The organism is Providencia sp. PROV116 (assembly GCF_028482485.1).
Lineage (GTDB): Bacteria > Pseudomonadota > Gammaproteobacteria > Enterobacterales > Enterobacteriaceae > Providencia > Providencia rettgeri.
Window position 1 is genome coordinate 18,257 of the sequence record NZ_JAMPQO010000022.1, and the last position, 20,023, is coordinate 38,279.

Sequence of the window (20,023 nt, forward strand, 5' to 3'; positions counted from 1 at the left end):
GATAGATATAAAAATTAGGGCAACCTTGGTTTATACTTTGTCAGCCTAAAACATGCTAATAAGTCAAAACCATGAAAATGATAAACGAGCTCAGAAAAGAAGCATCAAAACTTCGAGAACTACTTAACAACTGTGATACATCACAGTACGAAATATTATCGAACATCTTAGTCACTTCAATCGTTATCTATTCTTTCATTAAAAAAAGATCACTATCCTTAGTATTGTTTAATTTTAATTTAGCATGTATAACGGATAACAAATAAAAGTTTATATAGGAGAAGGCTTTAGGAGGGTTACCTATACCAAAACCATCTATATTTGTTGCTATTACCATGTAAAGGTGTATGAACCCTTGTCTGTATTCACGATTAATTCAAGAGGTTTACATTGGGTGTATGACGAATTACTCGGACTGGTAAATGTGTAGGACTGACCAAACTTGAGTTTGGCATTCGTATTCTGCCCTCGGTCATTGGTCGAAATCAGGCAGTTATTGCGGTTCAAGACTAATGACTGCAATGTAATATTGTCATCAAGACTGGTAATGGTATAACGCCATATTGGGAAAGCAACGTTTCCAGCACGAAGTTCATCGCCTTTAGCATCGACCTTTATCGGTAAATTAGCGGCGAACGACGTTGTACTATAAAGTAAAAGACTGCTCACAAACAGAATAGGACGAATGCAATTATTGAATTTCATCATAAAAACCTTCTATAAAAATAATGGGAATAAAAAGTGAGACGCTTACTTAGGTCAATGTGCTTTTCCTGGCGTTAACGGAATAATGAATACAGTAAAATTTTTATTTTTGATTCTTGTTATTCAACATTTCAGGTAAATGTTTAATGAAATAAATGGCAAAATTAAAAACTCCAGAAAAGAGTGATTTAATAATGTTAGGGAATTTAAAGGCGATAGGTAGAAAAATAATAAGGAATAATAAAAATAAAATAATATGCATAGCTCTAATCCTGATATAAAGAAAAAGAGCCAGTCAAATTCATGGCTCTGTAGTTATTAAATAAAACAGAGGTAATTAAGATAAAGATTCGCGTTGTTTTCTTCTCATCCATTTATTGTAATAATCAGAATGCTCTTCATCACGTCCTCCTGTTTCTTCAATCCAATCATCATATTCTGGGCTATCTTCAAAGCGTTCTGACATAGTGATTTCCTCTAAAGTGAATTATCTCAATTAAATTTGATAGCGATATGTGCTGTCGTGAATAGCTTAAAAGAATCTGGTTGGTATTTAAAATCGTTATAAACGATCGAATTCAATAAATTGATCTGTAAAATCTATCACAAAAACGATTGATAATTTATTATTGATAGCTTTAATCTATTGATAGTGAATAAACCGATCGTTAATACAGATCAATGAATAATGGTGGTTATGAATAAATGAATAGTTTCATGGCAGTAGGTCTGGGTAATAATATCGGTTAAGTTTGGATGAAATAGGTTATTGAGATAAAGATGGTTATTATGATGCACCTTGATTTACCCAAAAATGCAGGTTTTGCTTTACGTCATGCTCCATCGGAACAACAACAGGCTTTTCTTGCCGTGATTGAAAATTGGTCGAGTAATGTGGGCCAAAGTACCCAATCCTATTCTGCGCAGCTTAAAGCCAAAATTGAGCAAATGGTGGCCGTATGGGGCGGTATATGGCTCAATCCTAAAGACGACCACCAGAAACTAAAGCTGCAATGTGCTCAAGGGCATCTTATCAATGCCCATCCATTCTCTTTACGGCAAGGTGTATGGTGCGCGCAATGCTATATTGACAGTAAGCGGTATTCGATTGCCATAATGCAGACATGGGCGGCTCAGCGTCAGGGAATCTGCCTGTCAACGGCGTACATTAATTCCAACTCAAAACTCACTTGGCAATGCGAACAGAGCCACACTTGGGAGGCTTCGGCGGATTCGGTCAAGATGGGACGGTGGTATCCTCAGTGCTTACGCGTTCAACAGCAAGCGCAATATCTTGCAGAGATAAAGGCCATGGCGAAAGCGCGTGGGGGGAATGTTTATCCGATAAATACATTCATACTAAAAGTAAACTCAAATTACGTTGTGTTCACGGTCATGAATGGGAAATCTCGCCGCATATTACGCGTAATGCTCAAGGCTCATGGTGTCCTGTTTGCCCGATTGAGGCGATGCGAGGCTCATTGGTAGAGTTGCAGTCTATTGCCGCCGAGCGAGGCGGACAGTGTTTGGCAACAGTTTATACGACAGCGAATGATAAGGTGGGTTGGCTATGTGCACGGGGGCATGTTTGGTATACCACGCCAGCACATGTGAAAGACGGTACTTGGTGCCCTGAGTGTGTTTACTTATCATTGTGTCGAAGTGATAAAACTCGGAAAAAATATTTACCTCAAAAGAAATAGTCACGAGCGTCGCCAGTTGTGAACGGGCGTTGTGACGATTTAATCATCATACGAGTTGTTACTTTCGGATTAATCTTTTTTATGTGGAATTCGTCAATTTATTTCATGTTTAGTATGTTTTTTGTTGAACGTTAATGTTAGCGTAACCGAAATAAATGCTATTTATCTTGGTCTCGCTTGAGGTTTGATTATCGGGCGTAACCCATGAAATAACCTCAAAAGGACATTCAATGAGTCTGATAGAGCCCCTCAAAGCGTCTTTTTTATCCCACAATCGCTATCAATTGGCAGTCCAAGGATGCGATGCGCTATTGGATGTTGAATCTTTCATTGGGCGAGAAGCGATTAGCGAAACTTATCGTTATCAGATAACGTTCACCTCTTCATCCCAAAACCTGCAAGCCTCCCAGTTTCTTCGTCGTACCGCGCACTTTACGTTTTCATCACCCACTATTCCATTGGCCGATTTACGTTCACTGAATGAACCGCAAAAGCGAGTGCATGGTGTGGTGACACACTTTAAGCGGTTGTCCGGTTCAGCGGATGAAGCCCAGTACCAAATTGTCATTGAACCCTTTGTTTCGTTGCTGCGCCATCAACTGCGTTCCCACCGTTTCTTCTTAAACAAATCGGTACCGGAAGTCATTGGCCTCATTTTACGTGAGCATGACATGAAAGGCTGGGAATTTGAGTTTCATTTACAGCGCCAATATCCTAAGCGGGAACAAATCAACCAAATCAATGAAAGTGATTGGCGATTTATTGAACGGCTGTTAAGTGAAGTGGGGATTTTCTATTCCTTTAGTCTCCAGACCGACACGAAGACGGAAATTATTCACTTTGGGGATAGCCAGCGCGCCTATGTGTATGATTTACAACTGCCACTCAATAGCCCTTCTGGCATGAATGACAATGGCGTTGAAAGCGTGTGGGGGCTATCGCTACGTCACCAAGTGGTGGAACGCAGCGTCGTGACTAAAGATTATAATCACCGGCAAGCGATGCAAACGTTGCTATCCATTGAAACGGACATGACTCGCGGAGATGGGGACGATATAAACTATGGCGACGTTTACCACTACAAAGCCCGCCATCTTGAGCGCGGTGAGAAATACCAACCTGAAACGGAAACCGCCCATTTTTGGTCACGGCTAGACCATGAACGCTTTCTCGCACGTCAAACACTGCTGCGAGGCAAAAGCAATTCACCGCGCTTAACGCCGTTGATGATTTTTAAAGTCATCGATAACCAATTATCGTCCACCTTACCCACGGATTTTCAATCCGAAATTTTAATCACTCGATTACGATTTTCAGGCAGTCGCAGTAGCGCATTAACTATTCAGTTTGATGCCGCGCCGTACACCGAAGCACTGTGCTGGCGGCCTGTTCTAAAGCCTCGCCCTGTGATCGCAGGCACACTAATGGCGCGCATCACTAGTGCTAAATCCCATGATATTTATGCCCACCAAAATGAGCACGGTTTCTATTGGGTGAAATTCGATGCAGACCGTGATGAAAAACCGACGGGGTATGAAAGCATGCCCGTGCGGCTGGCAAAACCCTATGCAGGCGATACCTACGGAATACACTTCCCGTTGATTCAAGGGGCTGAAGTCGCGATTGCCTTCCATGAAGGGGATCCTGACCGACCGTATATCGCCCATGCCTTGCATGATTCCCATCGCCCCGACCACATCACTGACAAAAATAATACTCGCAACGTCATTCGTACTCCGGCAAATAATAAGCTTCGTATGGAAGATAAGCGCGGGCAAGAGCATATCAAGCTCAGCACCGAATACGGCGGAAAAACCCAACTTAATTTAGGGCATTTGGTTAATCAAGGGCGTGAAAAACGTGGGGATGGTTTTGAACTTCGCACTGACAGTTGGGGCGCCATTCGAGCAGGGAAAGGGCTGTTTATTAGTACCAACTTACGCACCAAAGCCTCTTCTGAACAACTGGATATGCGCGAAGCCAAGCAGCAATTGGATGATGCATTAAACTTAGTGAGCTCACTACGGGAAGCCGCTGACGTTGCAAAAGCCGAATTGGCCGATTTAAACGCCCAGCAAACCTTACTCACCCAATCGATTCATGAACTGCAACAAGCGGCAATGTTACTCAGTTCGCCCGCGGGTATTGCGCTCACGTCCCCAAAAACGGTACAGGCTAACAGTGGCGAAAATATCACTCTGACTGCCAATAAACAGGTCGATATCTCGGTAGGTAAAAAAATCACCTTAGCGGCAGGCAAGGCAATCAGCTTGTTTGCTCACACCCTAGGAATCAAAGCTTTTGCCGCAAAAGGCAAAGTCGAAATTCAAGCACAAAGTGATGAAATGCATCTCACCTCACTCAAAGACATGACCGTCACTAGTACCGGCGGTAAAACCGTCGTTGCCGCTAAAGATGAACTGCTATTGACCTGTGGTGGCGCCTATATTCGTTTAAAAGGCGGGCAGATAGAGTACGGTAGCCCCAATAACCAAACGGTGAAAGCCACTAATTGGGTGGTTGAAGGCCCTGCCTCGATGGATGTCACCCATCCGCAATTTCCACAGTCTATACCGAAACAAACTCTACGTTTTCAACTGAGCTCGTCACCACAAAGCCCTATGAAGGCGCGTGCATTTGAGCCGTATGAGCTGTATGCCAATGGGGCGCTTATCCTAAAAGGTATGAGTGATGCGCAAGGAAATATCCAAATTGACCATGATATTCCCACGGATAGCTATCAACTACATTTACTGAATGGGGATCGTTACGATATCGATGTTCCTCCTACTGAAGAGCAAGATGCAGAACGCGTCGAACCCGTTAATGTCGGTTTTCGATCCAGTGCGCCAAGCCAAGAGCGAGAAAGCTCGCGAATAGGTCAAGCATGGGGGAAAGGGCTTTTCCAATTTATCACTGAATGGAATAAGAGAAAATAATATGTCAGGAAATCAATCTGTAGGATTCCCCGCCTCCGTGCAGTTACCCATCCCGGCAACCGAGCAGAAAATACGCTTACCCGTCTCGACGTGTATGGTGCTGCAAATGACGCCCAGTTGGATCCCTGAGAGTACCAAATATCCGATGAGCTTATTTGTGTATGCCCCACTCGTGAATGGAAAACAAACTTTTGCGGCGGTTGCGGAGGCAATTCGGCATGCTAAGCACAGCATTGAAATTATTACATGGGGTTTCCAGCCCTCCATGTATTTTGAACGTTCAAGGGGAATTAATGAAGGAACATTTCCGACGATTGCAGAGCTTCTTGAACAGAAAGCCAAAGAAGGGGTGAAAGTTCGTATTCTAGTGTGGTTTGATGAACTAGCTAAATTCGGTGAAACCAGTTTGCCAGGTTGGCGATTATCAACCCATTACACGCCGAGGCAAAAAATTGAACTTCCGATGGAAAAGGCTATCGCGGCAGGGTCTAAATTAGACTACGAGTCGGATAAACAATATCAATTTGATAAAGAGTGGCTACATCGTGCGAAAACCAATCAAATTAAAAACTTATCGGTTCGTACACGCTCAATGGCAATAAATAGCCCCTCATCTCGTTTGAGTCAGGTGGCGAAGTTAACCAAACACCAGTTTGGCAGTGATGATGTCGAACTCAGTTTACGTTTGGCGGCTCTGGCGATGGTGCCAACTCATCACCAAAAAGCGGTGTTGATTGATTATGAAGAACCTACTCTCGCGGTTGGCTTTGTGATGGGGCATAACATGCATTCGCAGTATTGGGATGATGATAAACACTCAATTATTCAACATAAAGAGATGTCATGGCTAGGACGTGATGGCCCCACCGCATGGCAAGATACCTCTAACTGTGTGTATGGCGAAGTGTTGTGTGATTTAAGCGACAACTTTGTTTCGGCATGGAAAGAAACTGAAGGCTTGTTTACACACGGCAGTGAAGGTATCCAGCTGACAGAAAGACGTAAAGCAATTTCACGCAGCCAATACACGCCCACTTTAGAGCATGTTGAAGACTTAAATAAGCGTTACACATTTTTAGCTCGAAACCCATTAACACCAACGGCGGGAAAAATTTGTCGCACTCATCCCGAATATGATGAATATGATATTTTAAAGTCCTACGATCACGGTGTTAAACATGCACGTAACTACCTTTATTTTGAAAACCAATATTTCCGCTTATCGTCAATTGCTAAGGATGTGCGCAATATGGTGGAAGTGCGCAATCAATGTTTTGCAGAAGCGGCTGCCACTACCCCTAAACTGCAAGGGCAAAAAATTCCACCGTTCTATTTATTTGTGGTAACAAATTCAACCACAAAAGCAGAGGTGGGTGACTCGAATGAAGTCGGTGGATATCAAACTTACAAGATGCTGGAAACCTTAGGGCGCCGTGATTTGATGCGGGAGCATGCTGCACATCAAGATACGGTGAAGAACGTTATGGAAGCCACAAAAAACGGTTGGGTATTAGCTCCTGTCGATGTGGTAAAACCGGATGATATTCAGGAAGAAACCATTGAGGGGTTTAAGAGCGTGATTTGTACCTTGGTTTCTCCTGATTCTAATCTCTGGCAGTCGGTGTATGTCCACAGCAAGCTAACCTTAGTGGATGACACTTTTTTAATCCAAGGCTCTGCCAATATCAATTTACGCAGTATGGCATTTGATACTGAAATTGCGGTGATACTGCAAGATACGGACATCTTTCCTATTGTTAAACCGTTACGGGAAAAATTGTGGAAAATCCATAAAGGAACGGGGAGTGTTTCCGGTGATTTAACGACGGAGTTCAATGAATGGAAACGAATAATTAGTCTAAATAAGGAATTGAAAGGAGATAAAAAAATGCCTATAGCTCCTTTACTTCCGTTTGAGGATAAAACGATTGGGTTAGAAAATACGGATTAAATTATGCCACCAATTAAACTTAAACCTAATTTATTATTGTGTGTTTTAGTGCTACTTGTTAGCTGCAAGCCTGTAGAAGAAAAAGAGAAAGACATGACTCAAAAAACAGAATCCGACTTAACGTTCACTTGTGTGTATGAAAAAGACACATTACCTCCCGTTGATCCTGAAGCCGACATTTGGTTTAAACAGGCGCGAGAACTTGAAAAGGTCAATAAATCTCAACGGGATTACTCCAAGATAGGTGCACTCTACCGTAAAGCTGCAGAGCGTAATCACCCCAAAGCCATGCTTAACTTAAGTAACTTAATCAGTTATGGGAAAGTACCTCCGATAAACGGAAAAGGCTCAGCTCAAGAGGTATGGGATATTATCCAAAAAATGGCTACATTGGACATTAGCTATGGCTATTACCAAATGGGGCATTATCTTGATACAGGCTATGGTGTTGTAGCTGACCGCACGAAGGCGTTAGACTATTTTCGCCAAGCAGCAGATTTGGGTAACCCTGAAGCCCAATATGTCATTGGGAGAATTTTTGTTACTCAACGTTTATCGGATAGAGATAACCCAGCCTATCGACCTGAAATAGGCAAAAAAATGCTTATTTGCGCAGCCAATCAAGGAAATGGAGATGCAGCATGGCGCTTAGCTACATACTCAGCTAATGTAGAAAACAATTTAAGTAGTGCCTTAAAATATTATCAATTAGCAACGAAAAATGGGCATGAAATGTCTGCTTCGATGTTAGTTGATACTTTTAAAATTAATACAACCTCAAAAGATTATTACTATCTAGCGGTAAAACCGGATCCAGAACGCTCAGCCCGCTATGAAGCAATAGTCAAAGAAATAGATGCCTCTGACGAAACAGCCAAATTCCCCGATATCGATAAAATCGTTCCGCTCCCACCTGCTGAACTCCCTGAATGGGATGGCACGTTTGAATATAAAAAACAACAGGATAATCAATAAAAGGATTTTATCATGCGCGCACTTGTTCGATTAGGTGACAAAACTACTCATGGCGGCGAAGTGATCACCGCTTCTGGTTCGGTGATGTACGGCAAACCGATAGCTTTAGTGGGAGATAAAGTCAGTTGCCCTAAAAAAGGACACGGTGTTAATGCCATTTTACCCGGTTCAACGCGTATTTTAATATCCGGTCGTCAGGCAGCACTCAATGGTTTTCAAACCGAATGTGGCTGTACGCTTATTGCTAGTCTGTCATCGTCGGGTGAGCAATCATGATAAGCTGGAAAACTCCGTCTTTAGATCACCCACCTAAGCCTAAATTACCTCGCTTGATGCTTTGGTTCTTTTTAGTCGTGATTATTGGTGTTATCGGATTTGGCATAGGTGTTTATTTCTCTTCAATTGGGGTATTGTCTAGTGAAGTCAGTAACAACCAAATAATCGCTTTATTTGTTGTTCTTCCGGTGATTGTTATTTTGTTTATTCGTCTATTGGCTTATTCGATAGTGTCATATGACCATCGGCAGTTTACTAATATGCTCGATGATGCACGTCAAGAATGGGGATATTGGGCTAGGAAGCATCTAGGAATTTTAGCGCATACACGATTGACACAATTTGATGAAGAAAAACAAACAAACGTTGTTTTGTCCTCACTGCCTCCGAATAAAGACAATATATTGCAATTAAGCGCCTTCAAATCACTTTCTTTATGGGAGAAACAAGAAATGTCGGTGCAAAAGTTACTTGCCCCCATTGCTGAATATTACCATCAACATTCTCTTACTCAGCCAATTACCCTATATTGGCAAGCTGAAGATAATGAGGCTAGTTGGCAGGCTCTCATTCAGCAGGAAGCCACGCGCTTATCATTAGAGCTTGAATCTGTTGAAACATTACCATATGACTCATTAAGTGAATGGTTGTTAGCACTGTATGAAAATCCCTTTGAACCTAAGTTATACGCTATTTTAGCTTTTCAGTTAGACTCAACGACGAGTGAAGAAGCTGCGAGCCTATTACTTGCACCCCAAGGGTTCTACGAGCGTTTACTCGCGCCTATTAAAGCGAAGCTCCTGCGCCCTATATCTACGGATATAGAGTCATTCCCTGACGCATTGAAAACACAGTGTGAATTCCAGTATTCAGGCGAACAATTAGATGGAATTTGGCACAGTGGCGTAGAGGATAACGATAAAGGGAAGTGTATCGAAAACTATGCACGACAGAATGTGTCTCATTTATCAGAACGCCTTTATGACATTGATACACTTTTAGGCAAAGGCGGTATCGCGCGTCATGTGGTGGCTTTGTCACTGGTGTATGAATATTCACATTACAGTCTTATTACCCATCAAAAGGGGACGCAACTTTTATTGCAACAAATTCAGGTTTAAAGTTTAGTTATGAGAAGACTATTAAATTAGTGATAAAAAGAAATGCGAATTGTCGTTTTAATAAAATAACAACTGCAAAATAAAATCTATTAGATTAAATACTATTAACAGATAGAAAATAACACTCCATTGATTTTATTGAATATGCTGGATTTTTATCAGTGAGGGGGAGAGGTACTATGAAAATATTATTGATTTTAATCTTTATTGCTATAGGTATATTTAATGGTTTTATAGCACTTATCGCACCGGGAATTTCTGCAAGTGGCTCTGGATGTGGGAAAGGTTGTATGGAAAATATATCATCACTAAAAACCACAAGCTTGATATTTCTCATGCTTGCACTCATTACGGCTTTCTTTCCTTCGGAGAAAAACATAAATAAAATTGTTTCAAAAATAAAAATATATCTAGCTAGAATAAAAAGCGGACGATAAATTGACAAAACTATTGTAATGGTTTGTTTTTATTAAAATAGGTGCATCAATGCCTTTCTGATTTAGATCCGAGTAAAAAGGTATCTTCCTAAAAAATAAAACGTGTGAATTCAGAATATCTATGCGGAAAACCACATAGATATTCAACTCGGTACATTTAAGCGTGCTCTAATTCATCTAAGTAATCCGCATACCACTGCATCATTTCTCTTCTTCCTTCCAAATATTGCGCATGATTATAGGTTCCTCGAATAGAGTTTTTATCCTTGTGAGCCAGTTGTGTTTCAACCCACGCACTGTCAAACCCTTTCTTATGTAAGATAGTACTCATTGTGTGGCGAAAGCCATGCCCTGTTGCTTTGCCATCATACCCAATTCGCTTTAAGACCATGTTAGTACTGGCTTCACTCTTTGGTTGATTAATGTTGCAACAACCCGAGCAAACTAATTAATACTGACCAATAAAAGATCAAGCTATTGAATTTTGTAGGTTAGTTATTTGCTCAGCCCTCTTTAGGGGCTGAGTAAGTTATTAACTAGGACCTATAAAAATCATTTTCCAAACCCAAATGCCCCTACATGCCCTTCCCTGTTCACATCCAGATAATCAGCCCACCATTGCACCATCAGTCGTCTTTCCTCAATATGCTCTGCCTTATGAATATAAGCAGCTCTTACTGAGTTACGTTCTTGGTGGCTCATTTGCCTTTCTACTGCATCCTTAGACCATAGCCCTGACTCAATCAACGAACTACAGGCCATTGTTCTAAAACCATGCCCACACACTTCTGTCTTAGTGTCATAGCCCATTACACGTAGTGCGTTGTTTACCGTGTTTTCACTCATTGGTTTTCTAGGATTATGATCCCCGATAAAGATCAGCTCGTGGTTACCGCTGAATTGATAGATCTGCTTTAAGATCTCAATCGCTTGCCGACTTAAAGGGACTAAATGAGGAGTACGCATTTTTGATCCACGATGTGAGTGTTTAACCCCTTCTATCGCTTCGCGTTCAGCAGGGATCGTCCACATGGCATTTTCAAAATCGATTTCTTCCCAACGAGCGAAACGAAGCTCACTGGAACGAATGAAAACTAGCAAGGTAAGTTTGACTGCAAGTTTAGTTAAAGGTCTTCCCTTATAATCATCTATGCGTTGTAAGAACTCAGGTAGGCGTTTAAGCTCTAATGCCGCTCTATGGACTCGTTTACCTGTCGCAACTGCGCCAGCCATATCTTGTGCTGGGTTATAGTCGATTAAACCGCTTTGTACCGCATAACGCATAATAGCTGTCACACGCTGTTGTAAACGTGCCGCCACCTCAAGACGTCCAGACATCTCCACGGCTTTAATTGGTTCGAGGAGATCGCGAGTTTTTAGTTCAGCAATATTACGTTTGCCAATAGCGGCAAAGATATTGTCCTCAAGGCTTTTGAGGACTCGATGGCTATGGACTTCTGACCACTTTTTATTGGTCGCGTGCCAATCGCGAGCTACCTTCTCAAAGGTGTTAAATTCCTTTTGCTGTTCTTCCTTTAATTCTTTCTTGAGCTCTCGAGGATCGATGCCTAAAGCAACTTGCTTTCTGGAAGCATCCCTTCTTTCTCTTGCATCCGCTAAAGAAATTTCAGGGTATACACCAAAGGCCATTAAATGTTGTTTGCCGCCAAAGCGAAAACGGAAGCGCCAATATTTAGAACCATTGGGGTGAATATAAAGAAACAAGCCATCACTGTCTGTCAGTGTATAAGCTTTCTCGTCTGGTTTAGCAGCTCGAACTTTCGTATCGGTTAATGCCATATTCTTTGTCCTCTTCACCCCAGGATGAGTATATAAACGAGATATCTCAGATTACTGTTGATGGCTTCGAGCTATATAGCCAATTATGAGCCTACGCTACAGGTAGCGCCTGCATTGCTCTAACATCAGTAATTCGAGGTAAAATGAGTATACAAACATTATCGAAGCGAAGATATACTCAGTTATATACTCACACGGAGGTTGATGTGGGTTGAGTTAGATTGACATGCATTGACTGAAAACGCGGGAAAAGCCTTGCAAACACTGGATTTTAGATACAAAAAAAGACGTCTGTTGACGTCTCTTGATGTTCTTATGGTGCCGAAGGCCGGACTCGAACCGGCACACCCGAAGGCGGTTGATTTTGAATCAACTGCGTCTACCAATTCCGCCACTCCGGCACGAAGTGATGTGTTTCTTGGAAAACGCTGCCATTATACTTGCCTTGTGCCTACTGGCAACACTTATTCGTGAAGATACGGTTTGTTCGATTAAAAAAAAAGCATATTCCTTAGATCTTATAAAATCACAAGGAAAGCTTCTTTTGTTTATATATCTATTAATGAGTATGTTAACTTCTCCCAAATTATTTTTCTTATCACGAGGCTCTGTGACTGGCGGCAGGTCATTATTTTTGTTAGTTTATCTGCAATCTAATGTCAATATTTAAGGTTTAATCATGGGTTTTGTTGGGTGGATAGCAACAGGTATCTTTATTGGCATCTTAATTGGTGTGGTAATGAAGATTTTCGCGAAGAAAAAATAATATGGCTGAAAGGCCATTTGCAAACAATCATATCGGCTGGCTTCCAACATGAAGAAATCATTTCTAAAAGTTCTGTCTGTATCTGCATTATCCTTAGTGTTAATGGCATGTTCAAGTAAGACAGAAAAAGCACCAAAGTTTTTGCAAAGTAATGATATTGAATCCTCTGACTGGCAAGTTTTTGAGGGAGATAGAAGGACTTACGAGCGCGTCGCTAAGATTGTCGATTTATACGCTAATCGCATTTTTAATGAAAGCAATGCACGGGGCATGGCTATCATTGTTATCGATAATAATCAGGCGTTATCGCGTTATTATGGTGAAACCGCACCGGGTAATGGTAAAAAACCTGGTCCAAACTCATTAATTCGCATTGCATCAATTACAAAATTAATGACAAGCGAAATATTAATTAAGCTTGAACAAGATAAGAAACTACTAATTACGGACCCATTACAACAATACGCTTACCATGGCGTTACTGTTCCTGATAATGCCAGCGGGCAACCTATTCGCTTATATCACTTAGCAAGCCATACCAGTGGCTTACCTCGCGAACAACCCGGTGGGAAATGGGGACGTCCTGTTTTTATTTGGCCAACTCAAGATAACCGCTGGACCTGGCTAAAAACAGGTAAGTTAGATGCAACACCGGGAACAGAAGCTTCTTATTCCAACTTAGCGTATGACTTATTGGCAGATGCGATGGTTAAAGCTTCAGGAGTCTCTTACCCTCAGCTATTTAACCACTATGTTACTTCTCCCGCCAAAATGACGAATACCACTTACACCCCCAATAATGCACAATGCGCGCGGTTAATGGAAGGAACGAAACCCAGCCCTTGCCATAACACTCTTGCAGCAGCAGGAAGTGGTGGTGTGTATTCCACCCCTGCAGATATGCAAAAATGGATGCAGCAATTTTTATCGACAGACAGTAACCTAAGAAAAGTCACCGCAGCCCGTGAACAAGGCATCTATTTTCCCCGTGAAAAACTTTTAGAAATTAAAGGGATGGATGTTGCAGGCCATGCTGATGGATTAGGCCTTGGGTGGGTGTATATGAAACCGAAAAATGGCATTCCCGGTATTTACCAAAAAACAGGTGGTGGTGGTGGGTTTAATACCTATATGGCGATGATCCCACAGCAAAACATTGGGGTATTTGTCGTGATGACCCGTAAAGATAACAGTAAATTCAGTAAATTAACGATTGGTGTTAATGAACTAGTTGCCTCATTATCTACTAACCATGCGTATGGGAAACATTGAAGGAGTACCGCCGAAGTGTTACAAACAATGGCGAGTTACACCCCGACCCTAAAACGTGGATTTACCCGCGTTATCACATTAATTGCGACAACAGCCTGAGATATTCAGGCTGTTTTTGATAATTTTACTATCCATTTTTAAAATCAATTCATTCATATTCCCGATAATCTTTTAGCCTTTCATTAACACATGCAGAGCTAAAATGAACACAAAAAATTACTCGATAGCGGCAAACTGTCAAGCTACACAATCCCCTAAAATTAGCCAATTTGAATTGGTTGAAATTTTAAATCGTATTCAAAATCATAATACTAAAAAACCAGAATATATAGAGAGTGAATCTGTTGCTAGCCAATATCCCTATAAGTATTTCGATGGCTCAGAATTACAAGCTATCAAAGCTTGTCGACAAGAAGAAAGACGAATATATCGGGAAAAATGCCAAGCTGCTTTTAAATTTAAACGACAAAATAGTATGAAAGGAGGGATTTTTTCACTTGCTCAGCAATTAGCAAACCGGAGTCGCCAAAATATTTTAGCTATTGATGACCAAAATCATATCTCAGGCGCCAGAAAAAAGTTATTTCAACCGCAAACAAGGATAGTAGCCTTTATCAGTGCATTAGGTTATGCAATAGCTGGTTAATAATAACAGTACTAATCCGCTATTATTCAAGCTATTTCTTAAGTTTATTATCGTTTTATGCAATGCTATAAGCTAATTCAAGGCTAATCTTAATCCCTCTTCTACTTTGTGAATAGGAATTAAAATGCGTATTTCTCCATTTTTTTTACATCATATAACACGGCCCTGTACCACTGAGCAGGGCAAAGTTTCTGAGTTAGTTCTCCAACTTGGAAGAATCTATAACCACCAAAATGCATTCCCTGCCCCGCAAAAACCGACATCCGTAGAAATTGCTCTTAAATCACTCAATTCTCATTCCTTAAAAAACAACCAAAAGAAATTAGAACGAACATCTGAATGGAAAAAAGCTTATCTTGTTCGCCAGTCATATACGGCGAATGGCGGTATTTTTTCTTATGCTCAACAGTTAGCTAATAAAAGTCGATTTAATGTTGTTGGGATCAAAGGCGAATATATCAGTACATCTGCAGATAATAGACAACAACAAGTTTTATTCCGTCCTCAAAATAAACTATTAAGAATTATCAGCAAATTAGGGAATTTATTACTCAGTAAATAACAAGAAAAGAAAAAGGCTGTGATACCCGAAGATACACAGCCTTTAATGACTGATAAAACGTTATTTTCGTTTTACTAATAATACGATACTAACAATTAAAAACAGTAAGCTCGGCAAAATTGCTGCAACAATGGGTGGCACCGAATAAACTAGGCTCCAGTTACCAAACCCTTGGTTAAGCACGTAAAATAAGAACCCACCCACAATACCTGAAATAACACGAACACCCATCGGAACGGTACGCAGCGGCCCAAAAATAAATGAAACTGCCATTAACATCATGACGGCTGCGGATAATGGCGCCAGTATTTTTTTCCACATACTGAGCTCATAAACCGCGGCAACTTGGCCACTTTCTTTTAAGTACGAGACATATTGATATAGGCCACGGATAGAAAGCGAGTCAGCATTCAGTGAAACTATTCCTAGTTTTTCTGGGGTAAGATTGGTTTTCCAATCAACCGTTAATCGCTGTGAACCTGTAATTTTTTTCTCACTACTTAGAATTGACTCGTCCACTTGAGATAATACCCAAAGCTGATTTGTCGAGTCATACTCGCCATTCGCAGCAAACATCACTGACTTCAATTTACGTTGGTCATCAAAACGATACACCGACACATCTTGAATCGATGTCGCATTATTAATCCGCTGAATATGGATAAAATCGTTGGCATCTTTTGCCCACATACCTTCATCTGTCACAACTAATGAATTACCCACGATTTTTTCTGCGCGATAATTTCTTGCCCACTGCTCTCCCGCTGGTGCGATCCACTCACCGATAAACATGGCGACAATGACCAATGGAACCGCCGTTTTCATCACCGATAATGCGATTTGCAAGCGAGTAAAACCAGAAGCTTGCATGACGACTAGCTCACTACGTGAGGCCAGTGCCCCTAACCCCATGAGCGCACCTAACAACGCCGCCATTGGAAAGAAAATATCAATATCTTTTGGAACAGTTAATAAGGTGAATACACCTGCACTCAATGCCGTATAGTCGCCATCGCCCACTTTGCGAAGCTGCTCGACAAATTTAATGATCCCTGCGAGGGAAACGAGCAAAAATAGCGTCACTAAAATCGAATTTAAGATGGTTCGACCGATATACCTATCTAAAACACCAAACATCAGGCAACCCCTTTACTCAATTTAAGACGCATACGGCGCATTGGGACGGTATTCCACGCATTTAGGACTATCGCTAATACCAAATACCCCACATTCACCGCCCACATAGTATACCTTGGGTCAAGGTCGCCCTTATCAGCACTGTTACGCAATGTACTTTGTAATAAAAAGAAAATGAGGTACAGCAACATTGCAGGAAGCATACTGAGTACCCGCCCCTGACGTGGGTTAACCTCGCTTAACGGCACAACCATCAAAGCCATGACGACAACGGAGAAAACAATGGTTAAACGCCAATGAAACTCAGCGTTCACCTCAGGCGTATTTTCAGACCACAGTTGCAGCATATTTTTTTGCTCGACTCGGTCACTACGCGTTTCTGCAGTTTGGTGATCAACAATGGCTTGGTAATTAACAAAGTCAGTTATGCGAAAATCACGCAGTAACGCGGTTCCTTCATAACGAGTACCCTCATTTAAAACAACGACTTGTCGACCATCAGGATCTTCTTTCATATAGCCGCTATCAGCAACCACAACAGAAGGCCGTTGTTCATTAGCGGCGCGTAGTTGTGCAAGAAATACATTCTTGAAGTTGTTACCTTTTACATCACCAATGTACAGCACATAGTTGCCATCTTTAGTGGTTTTAAATTGCCCTTCGACCATTGCAGCTAACCCGGGATTGGCTTTCGCATCAGCCAATACCTGCTCTTGATATTGAGATGACCATGGCAACATCCACGTAATATTAGCAATCGCGACCATCGCGGTAATGACCGCAAGGACTAACGCGGCTTTCACTAAAACACTTTTACCTAAACCGCAGGCATGCATTACCGTGATTTCACTTTCAGTATAAAGTTTACTGTAGGTCATCAAAAGCCCAAGGAATAGGCTCAAAGGTAAGATAAGCTGCGCCATTTCAGGCACACCTAACCCCAGTAAAGGAAGTACTAAGTTTGAGGGAATATTGCCCTGAACCGCAGCGCCAAGAATATCTATCGACTTCTGACTAAAAAAGATTAGCATCAATACAAAAAGTATGGCTAACTGACTTTTCAGGGTTTCCCGTACCAAATATCTAATAATGATCACGCTTATTACGCCTGTGAAAACTTGTCTTTTGGGAAGAAAATGGCTAAGTTCGTTCGATGTCTGCCATTTACTAACATATACTCTAGTTTATTGTATGGCTAGAATGATATAAAAGCATTATCTATACTGATTGAAATATCAGAACATGCTTAATATTCGAGAAACCGGATATACCCGCCATACTTCATGATGTATCGCGATTAACAGCATACAACGTGAGCTATTTCGCGTATAGATGGTTAGTTTAACATAAAGAGTTCATTCTCTATGAGGTAGATCATGCGAAACGCTAATTCTAGCGGGAGCATCGGCCTTTGTCTTTAAGATTCAGGAGAACGCATGGAGTTTAGTGTAAAAAGTGGTAGCCCGGAAAAACAGCGCAGCGCATGCATTGTTGTCGGAGTCTTTGAACCACGCCGTCTGTCCCCAATTGCTGAACAGCTGGACAAAATAAGTGACGGATATATCAGCGCCCTGCTGCGCCGCGGCGAACTTGAGGGTAAAGTGGGGCAATCCCTGCTACTCCATCATGTACCCAACGTTCTGTCTGAACGCATTCTACTTATCGGTTGTGGTAAAGAACGCGAATTAGATGAGCGCCAATTTAAACAAATTATTCAGAAAACCATCAGCACGTTGAATGAAACTGGCTCAATGGAAGCCGTCTGTTTCTTAACTGAATTACACGTCAAAGGTCGCAATAATTACTGGAAAGTGCGCCAAGCCGTCGAAACAGCCAAAGAGTCGCTGTATGTATTTGATCAACTGAAAAGTAATAAGACAGAGCATCGCCGTCCGCTACGCAAACTGGTTTTCAACGTGCCAACTCGCCGTGAATTAACCAGTGGTGAACGTGCTATTTCCCACGGCTTAGCGATTGCTTCAGGTGTTAAAGCGGCGAAAGATTTAAGCAACATGCCACCAAACATCTGTAACGCAGGTTATTTAGCATCTCAAGCTCGTCAATTAGCTGATATTTCAGACAGTAAACTCACCACTCGAGTGATTGGTGAGGAGCAAATGAAAGAACTTGGAATGAATGCCTATCTAGCGGTCGGTCAAGGTTCACAAAATGAATCGCTAATGTCCATTATGGAATATAAAGGAAGTCCAGACCCAGAAAGCAAACCCATCGTTTTACTTGGTAAAGGCCTAACCTTTGACTCCGGCGGTATTTCAATTAAACCATCCGAAGGCATGGATGAAATGAAATACGATATGTGCGGTGCTGCAAGTGTATATGGCGTCATGCGCTTTATCACTGAATTGCAATTGCCAATTAATGTGATTGGGGTTCTTGCTGGCTGTGAAAACATGCCTGGTGGCCGTGCTTATCGCCCAGGTGATATCCTTACTACCATGTCTGGGCAAACCGTTGAAGTCCTCAATACCGATGCCGAAGGCCGTTTAGTTCTGTGTGATGCACTCACCTATGTTGAGCGTTTTGAGCCAGAGCTGGTTATCGATATCGCCACTTTAACAGGGGCTTGTGTGATTGCATTAGGTAGCCATTACACTGGGTTGATGTCAAACCATAATCCACTGGCTCACGAGCTATTAAATGCTTCTGAGCAAGCAGGCGACCGTGCATGGCGTTTACCATTAGCAGATGAATATTTTGACCAAATCACACCAAATTTTGCTGATTTAGCCAATACCGGTGGACGTCCAGCGGGTGCTATCACCGCAGGTTGTTTCTTGTCTCGCTTTGCGACGAAATATAACTGGGCGCACCTTGATATCGCAGGAACTGCTTGGCGTTCAGGTGCCGCGAAGGGAGCCACTGGCCGCCCTGTTTCCATGCTAGCGCAGTTCTTGTTGAACCGTGCAGGCCTTAATGGTGATGAATAACCCGATTTAGCATTTTAGCTGTACATCACTCGTAAAAATATCCCGATGAGCACTTATGCGATTCGGGATATTATTTTTGGCTTTTCGATACACATAGAAGCCATTTTGAGGCAGCAATAAAAAAGGTTATAATTCAACATAGAAATAATTTTGAGCTATGCCACCAAAAAACTTAACCAACACCCCTACAAATTGAAGTATGGCAATTTACGCTATACCCTAAATAATTCAGTTTGTAGGTAGGCGGCAAGCAATTGAGGCCTTGGGAGGCGAAAGCGCGTAGCCAACACCCCTACAAATTGAAGTATGACGGGTATATGAAAAAAGGTACATTTTACCAACTAGAACAGACATCACCACATTCTGAACTTGAAGCCCATGAATGGTTAGCTTGTGAGCTCGCCGCTCAGATGTGGCGCAGTGGAAAGCGTGTTTTGGTTGCTTGCGAAACACAGCTACAAGCAGAAAAGATTGATGAGGCCCTTTGGCAGCGTGATCCACACCAGTTTGTCCCGCATAATTTGGCAGGGGAAGGCCCGCGTTATGGTGCACCGATTGAAATTTGCTGGCCGGCCAAAAGAGGCACAACACCTCGCGATATACTGATTAATTTACAAAATCAGTTCGCAGATTTTGCCACGGCTTTCCATGAAGTGATAGACTTCGTACCTATTGATGAAACTTTAAAACAGTTGGCGCGTGAACGGTATAAAACGTACCGTAGCGTCGGCTTCAATTTGACTATGGCGACGCCGCCAACTTACTGAATACAAAAAGATAATGGA

The 20,023-nt window shown here is 41.9% G+C and carries 17 protein-coding genes, 1 tRNA gene and 1 pseudogene; 12 read left to right on the top strand and 7 right to left on the bottom strand.

Going from position 1 to position 20,023, the window contains the following annotated elements; all coding sequences use genetic code 11:
- Positions 1-330 precede the first annotated feature (330 nt).
- Both PSE72_RS15325 and PSE72_RS15330 read right to left on the bottom strand, forming a co-directional pair.
- On the bottom strand, positions 331-669 hold the full coding sequence (locus tag PSE72_RS15325; protein WP_272691000.1) for a hypothetical protein: 339 nt from the start codon (positions 667-669) through the stop codon (positions 331-333).
- 373 nt (positions 670-1,042) lie between these two features.
- On the bottom strand, positions 1,043-1,171 hold the full coding sequence (locus tag PSE72_RS15330; protein ID WP_272691001.1) for a hypothetical protein: 129 nt from the start codon (positions 1,169-1,171) through the stop codon (positions 1,043-1,045).
- Between the two features lie 730 nt (positions 1,172-1,901).
- Between PSE72_RS15330 and PSE72_RS15335 the strand changes: the two genes are divergently transcribed.
- The 7 genes from PSE72_RS15335 (at position 1,902) to PSE72_RS15365 (ending at position 10,107) form a co-directional block, all read left to right on the top strand.
- Entirely contained in the window at positions 1,902-2,408 is a 507-nt protein-coding gene (locus tag PSE72_RS15335; protein ID WP_272691002.1) for a hypothetical protein, read from the top strand.
- Positions 2,409-2,638: 230 nt separating this feature from the next.
- Positions 2,639-5,347 carry a DUF2345 domain-containing protein gene (locus PSE72_RS15340; RefSeq protein ID WP_217007827.1) on the top strand — a complete coding sequence of 903 codons (2,709 nt, stop codon included), beginning with the start codon at positions 2,639-2,641 and terminating at the stop codon, positions 5,345-5,347.
- A gap of 1 nt (position 5,348) precedes the next feature.
- The gene (locus tag PSE72_RS15345) at positions 5,349-7,298 is read left to right on the top strand and encodes a phospholipase D-like domain-containing protein (protein ID WP_272691003.1); all 1,950 of its coding nucleotides are present in this window, start codon (positions 5,349-5,351) and stop codon (positions 7,296-7,298) included.
- A 3-nt stretch (positions 7,299-7,301) separates the two neighbouring features.
- A complete protein-coding gene (locus PSE72_RS15350; protein WP_115168069.1) occupies positions 7,302-8,273 on the top strand; it encodes an SEL1-like repeat protein in 972 nt (323 codons plus the stop codon).
- A gap of 12 nt (positions 8,274-8,285) precedes the next feature.
- Positions 8,286-8,549 carry a PAAR domain-containing protein gene (locus PSE72_RS15355; RefSeq protein WP_115168070.1) on the top strand — a complete coding sequence of 88 codons (264 nt, stop codon included), beginning with the start codon at positions 8,286-8,288 and terminating at the stop codon, positions 8,547-8,549.
- Positions 8,546-9,670 carry a hypothetical protein gene (locus tag PSE72_RS15360; RefSeq protein WP_217007828.1) on the top strand — a complete coding sequence of 375 codons (1,125 nt, stop codon included), beginning with the start codon at positions 8,546-8,548 and terminating at the stop codon, positions 9,668-9,670. Before PSE72_RS15355 ends, PSE72_RS15360 begins: the two co-directional genes overlap by 4 nt.
- A 179-nt stretch (positions 9,671-9,849) precedes the next feature.
- Complete coding sequence (locus PSE72_RS15365; protein WP_217007829.1) at positions 9,850-10,107, top strand: hypothetical protein; 258 nt, start codon at positions 9,850-9,852, stop codon at positions 10,105-10,107.
- A 157-nt stretch (positions 10,108-10,264) separates the two neighbouring features.
- On the opposite strand, the pseudogene PSE72_RS15370 reads toward PSE72_RS15365, so the two are convergent.
- The 3 genes and pseudogenes from PSE72_RS15370 to PSE72_RS15380 all read right to left on the bottom strand — a co-directional run.
- Positions 10,265-10,555, bottom strand: a pseudogene (locus tag PSE72_RS15370) (tyrosine-type recombinase/integrase); the annotation flags it as partial.
- Positions 10,556-10,659: 104 nt separating this feature from the next.
- Positions 10,660-11,907, bottom strand: a complete 1,248-nt coding sequence (locus tag PSE72_RS15375; RefSeq protein WP_115168071.1) for a tyrosine-type recombinase/integrase — start codon at positions 11,905-11,907, stop codon at positions 10,660-10,662.
- 316 nt (positions 11,908-12,223) lie between these two features.
- A tRNA-Leu gene (locus tag PSE72_RS15380) sits at positions 12,224-12,308 on the bottom strand.
- Positions 12,309-12,721: 413 nt separating this feature from the next.
- Here PSE72_RS15380 and ampH point away from each other — a divergent pair.
- From ampH to PSE72_RS15395, 3 genes are all read left to right on the top strand, one after another.
- Positions 12,722-13,945: a D-alanyl-D-alanine-carboxypeptidase/endopeptidase AmpH gene (gene ampH / locus PSE72_RS15385; RefSeq protein ID WP_004907539.1), complete on the top strand. Its 1,224-nt coding sequence runs from the start codon at positions 12,722-12,724 to the stop codon at positions 13,943-13,945.
- A gap of 202 nt (positions 13,946-14,147) precedes the next feature.
- The gene (locus PSE72_RS15390; protein WP_115168072.1) at positions 14,148-14,591 is read left to right on the top strand and encodes a hypothetical protein; all 444 of its coding nucleotides are present in this window, start codon (positions 14,148-14,150) and stop codon (positions 14,589-14,591) included.
- A 124-nt stretch (positions 14,592-14,715) separates the two neighbouring features.
- Positions 14,716-15,153 (top strand): hypothetical protein, encoded by a 438-nt coding sequence (locus PSE72_RS15395; RefSeq protein WP_198641718.1) that lies wholly within the window; start codon positions 14,716-14,718, stop codon positions 15,151-15,153.
- 60 nt (positions 15,154-15,213) lie between these two features.
- Here the strand turns inward: PSE72_RS15395 and lptG are convergent, their stop codons facing one another.
- The gene (gene lptG, locus PSE72_RS15400; protein WP_004907535.1) at positions 15,214-16,290 is read right to left on the bottom strand and encodes an LPS export ABC transporter permease LptG; all 1,077 of its coding nucleotides are present in this window, start codon (positions 16,288-16,290) and stop codon (positions 15,214-15,216) included.
- Positions 16,290-17,387, bottom strand: a complete 1,098-nt coding sequence (gene lptF / locus PSE72_RS15405) for an LPS export ABC transporter permease LptF (protein ID WP_004907533.1) — start codon at positions 17,385-17,387, stop codon at positions 16,290-16,292. Before lptF ends, lptG begins: the two co-directional genes overlap by 1 nt.
- Positions 17,388-17,726: 339 nt before the next feature.
- Between lptF and pepA the strand changes: the two genes are divergently transcribed.
- Together pepA and PSE72_RS15415 are read left to right on the top strand one after the other, a co-directional pair.
- A complete protein-coding gene (gene pepA / locus PSE72_RS15410; RefSeq protein WP_004907531.1) occupies positions 17,727-19,238 on the top strand; it encodes a leucyl aminopeptidase in 1,512 nt (503 codons plus the stop codon).
- Between the two features lie 317 nt (positions 19,239-19,555).
- Positions 19,556-20,005, top strand: coding sequence for a DNA polymerase III subunit chi (locus PSE72_RS15415; protein ID WP_110731595.1), 450 nt, complete (start codon positions 19,556-19,558; stop codon positions 20,003-20,005).
- Positions 20,006-20,023: the final 18 nt, after the last annotated feature.

What these genes read in the sequence shown, in the direction of transcription:
- PSE72_RS15330 (WP_272691001.1), bottom strand. Translation starts at nt 1,171, where the DNA reads ATGTCAGAACGCTTTGAAGATAGCCCAGAATATGATGATTGGATTGAA.
- PSE72_RS15335 (WP_272691002.1), top strand. Translation starts at nt 1,902, where the DNA reads ATGCGAACAGAGCCACACTTGGGAGGCTTCGGCGGATTCGGTCAAGAT.
- PSE72_RS15365 (WP_217007829.1), top strand. Translation starts at nt 9,850, where the DNA reads ATGAAAATATTATTGATTTTAATCTTTATTGCTATAGGTATATTTAAT.
- PSE72_RS15375 (WP_115168071.1), bottom strand. Translation starts at nt 11,907, where the DNA reads ATGGCATTAACCGATACGAAAGTTCGAGCTGCTAAACCAGACGAGAAA.
- PSE72_RS15415 (WP_110731595.1), top strand. Translation starts at nt 19,556, where the DNA reads ATGAAAAAAGGTACATTTTACCAACTAGAACAGACATCACCACATTCT.
- lptG (WP_004907535.1), bottom strand. Translation starts at nt 16,290, where the DNA reads ATGTTTGGTGTTTTAGATAGGTATATCGGTCGAACCATCTTAAATTCG.
- PSE72_RS15340 (WP_217007827.1), top strand. Translation starts at nt 2,639, where the DNA reads ATGAGTCTGATAGAGCCCCTCAAAGCGTCTTTTTTATCCCACAATCGC.
- PSE72_RS15350 (WP_115168069.1), top strand. Translation starts at nt 7,302, where the DNA reads ATGCCACCAATTAAACTTAAACCTAATTTATTATTGTGTGTTTTAGTG.
- pepA (WP_004907531.1), top strand. Translation starts at nt 17,727, where the DNA reads ATGGAGTTTAGTGTAAAAAGTGGTAGCCCGGAAAAACAGCGCAGCGCA.
- ampH (WP_004907539.1), top strand. Translation starts at nt 12,722, where the DNA reads ATGAAGAAATCATTTCTAAAAGTTCTGTCTGTATCTGCATTATCCTTA.
- PSE72_RS15355 (WP_115168070.1), top strand. Translation starts at nt 8,286, where the DNA reads ATGCGCGCACTTGTTCGATTAGGTGACAAAACTACTCATGGCGGCGAA.
- PSE72_RS15345 (WP_272691003.1), top strand. Translation starts at nt 5,349, where the DNA reads ATGTCAGGAAATCAATCTGTAGGATTCCCCGCCTCCGTGCAGTTACCC.
- PSE72_RS15390 (WP_115168072.1), top strand. Translation starts at nt 14,148, where the DNA reads ATGAACACAAAAAATTACTCGATAGCGGCAAACTGTCAAGCTACACAA.
- PSE72_RS15360 (WP_217007828.1), top strand. Translation starts at nt 8,546, where the DNA reads ATGATAAGCTGGAAAACTCCGTCTTTAGATCACCCACCTAAGCCTAAA.
- PSE72_RS15395 (WP_198641718.1), top strand. Translation starts at nt 14,716, where the DNA reads ATGCGTATTTCTCCATTTTTTTTACATCATATAACACGGCCCTGTACC.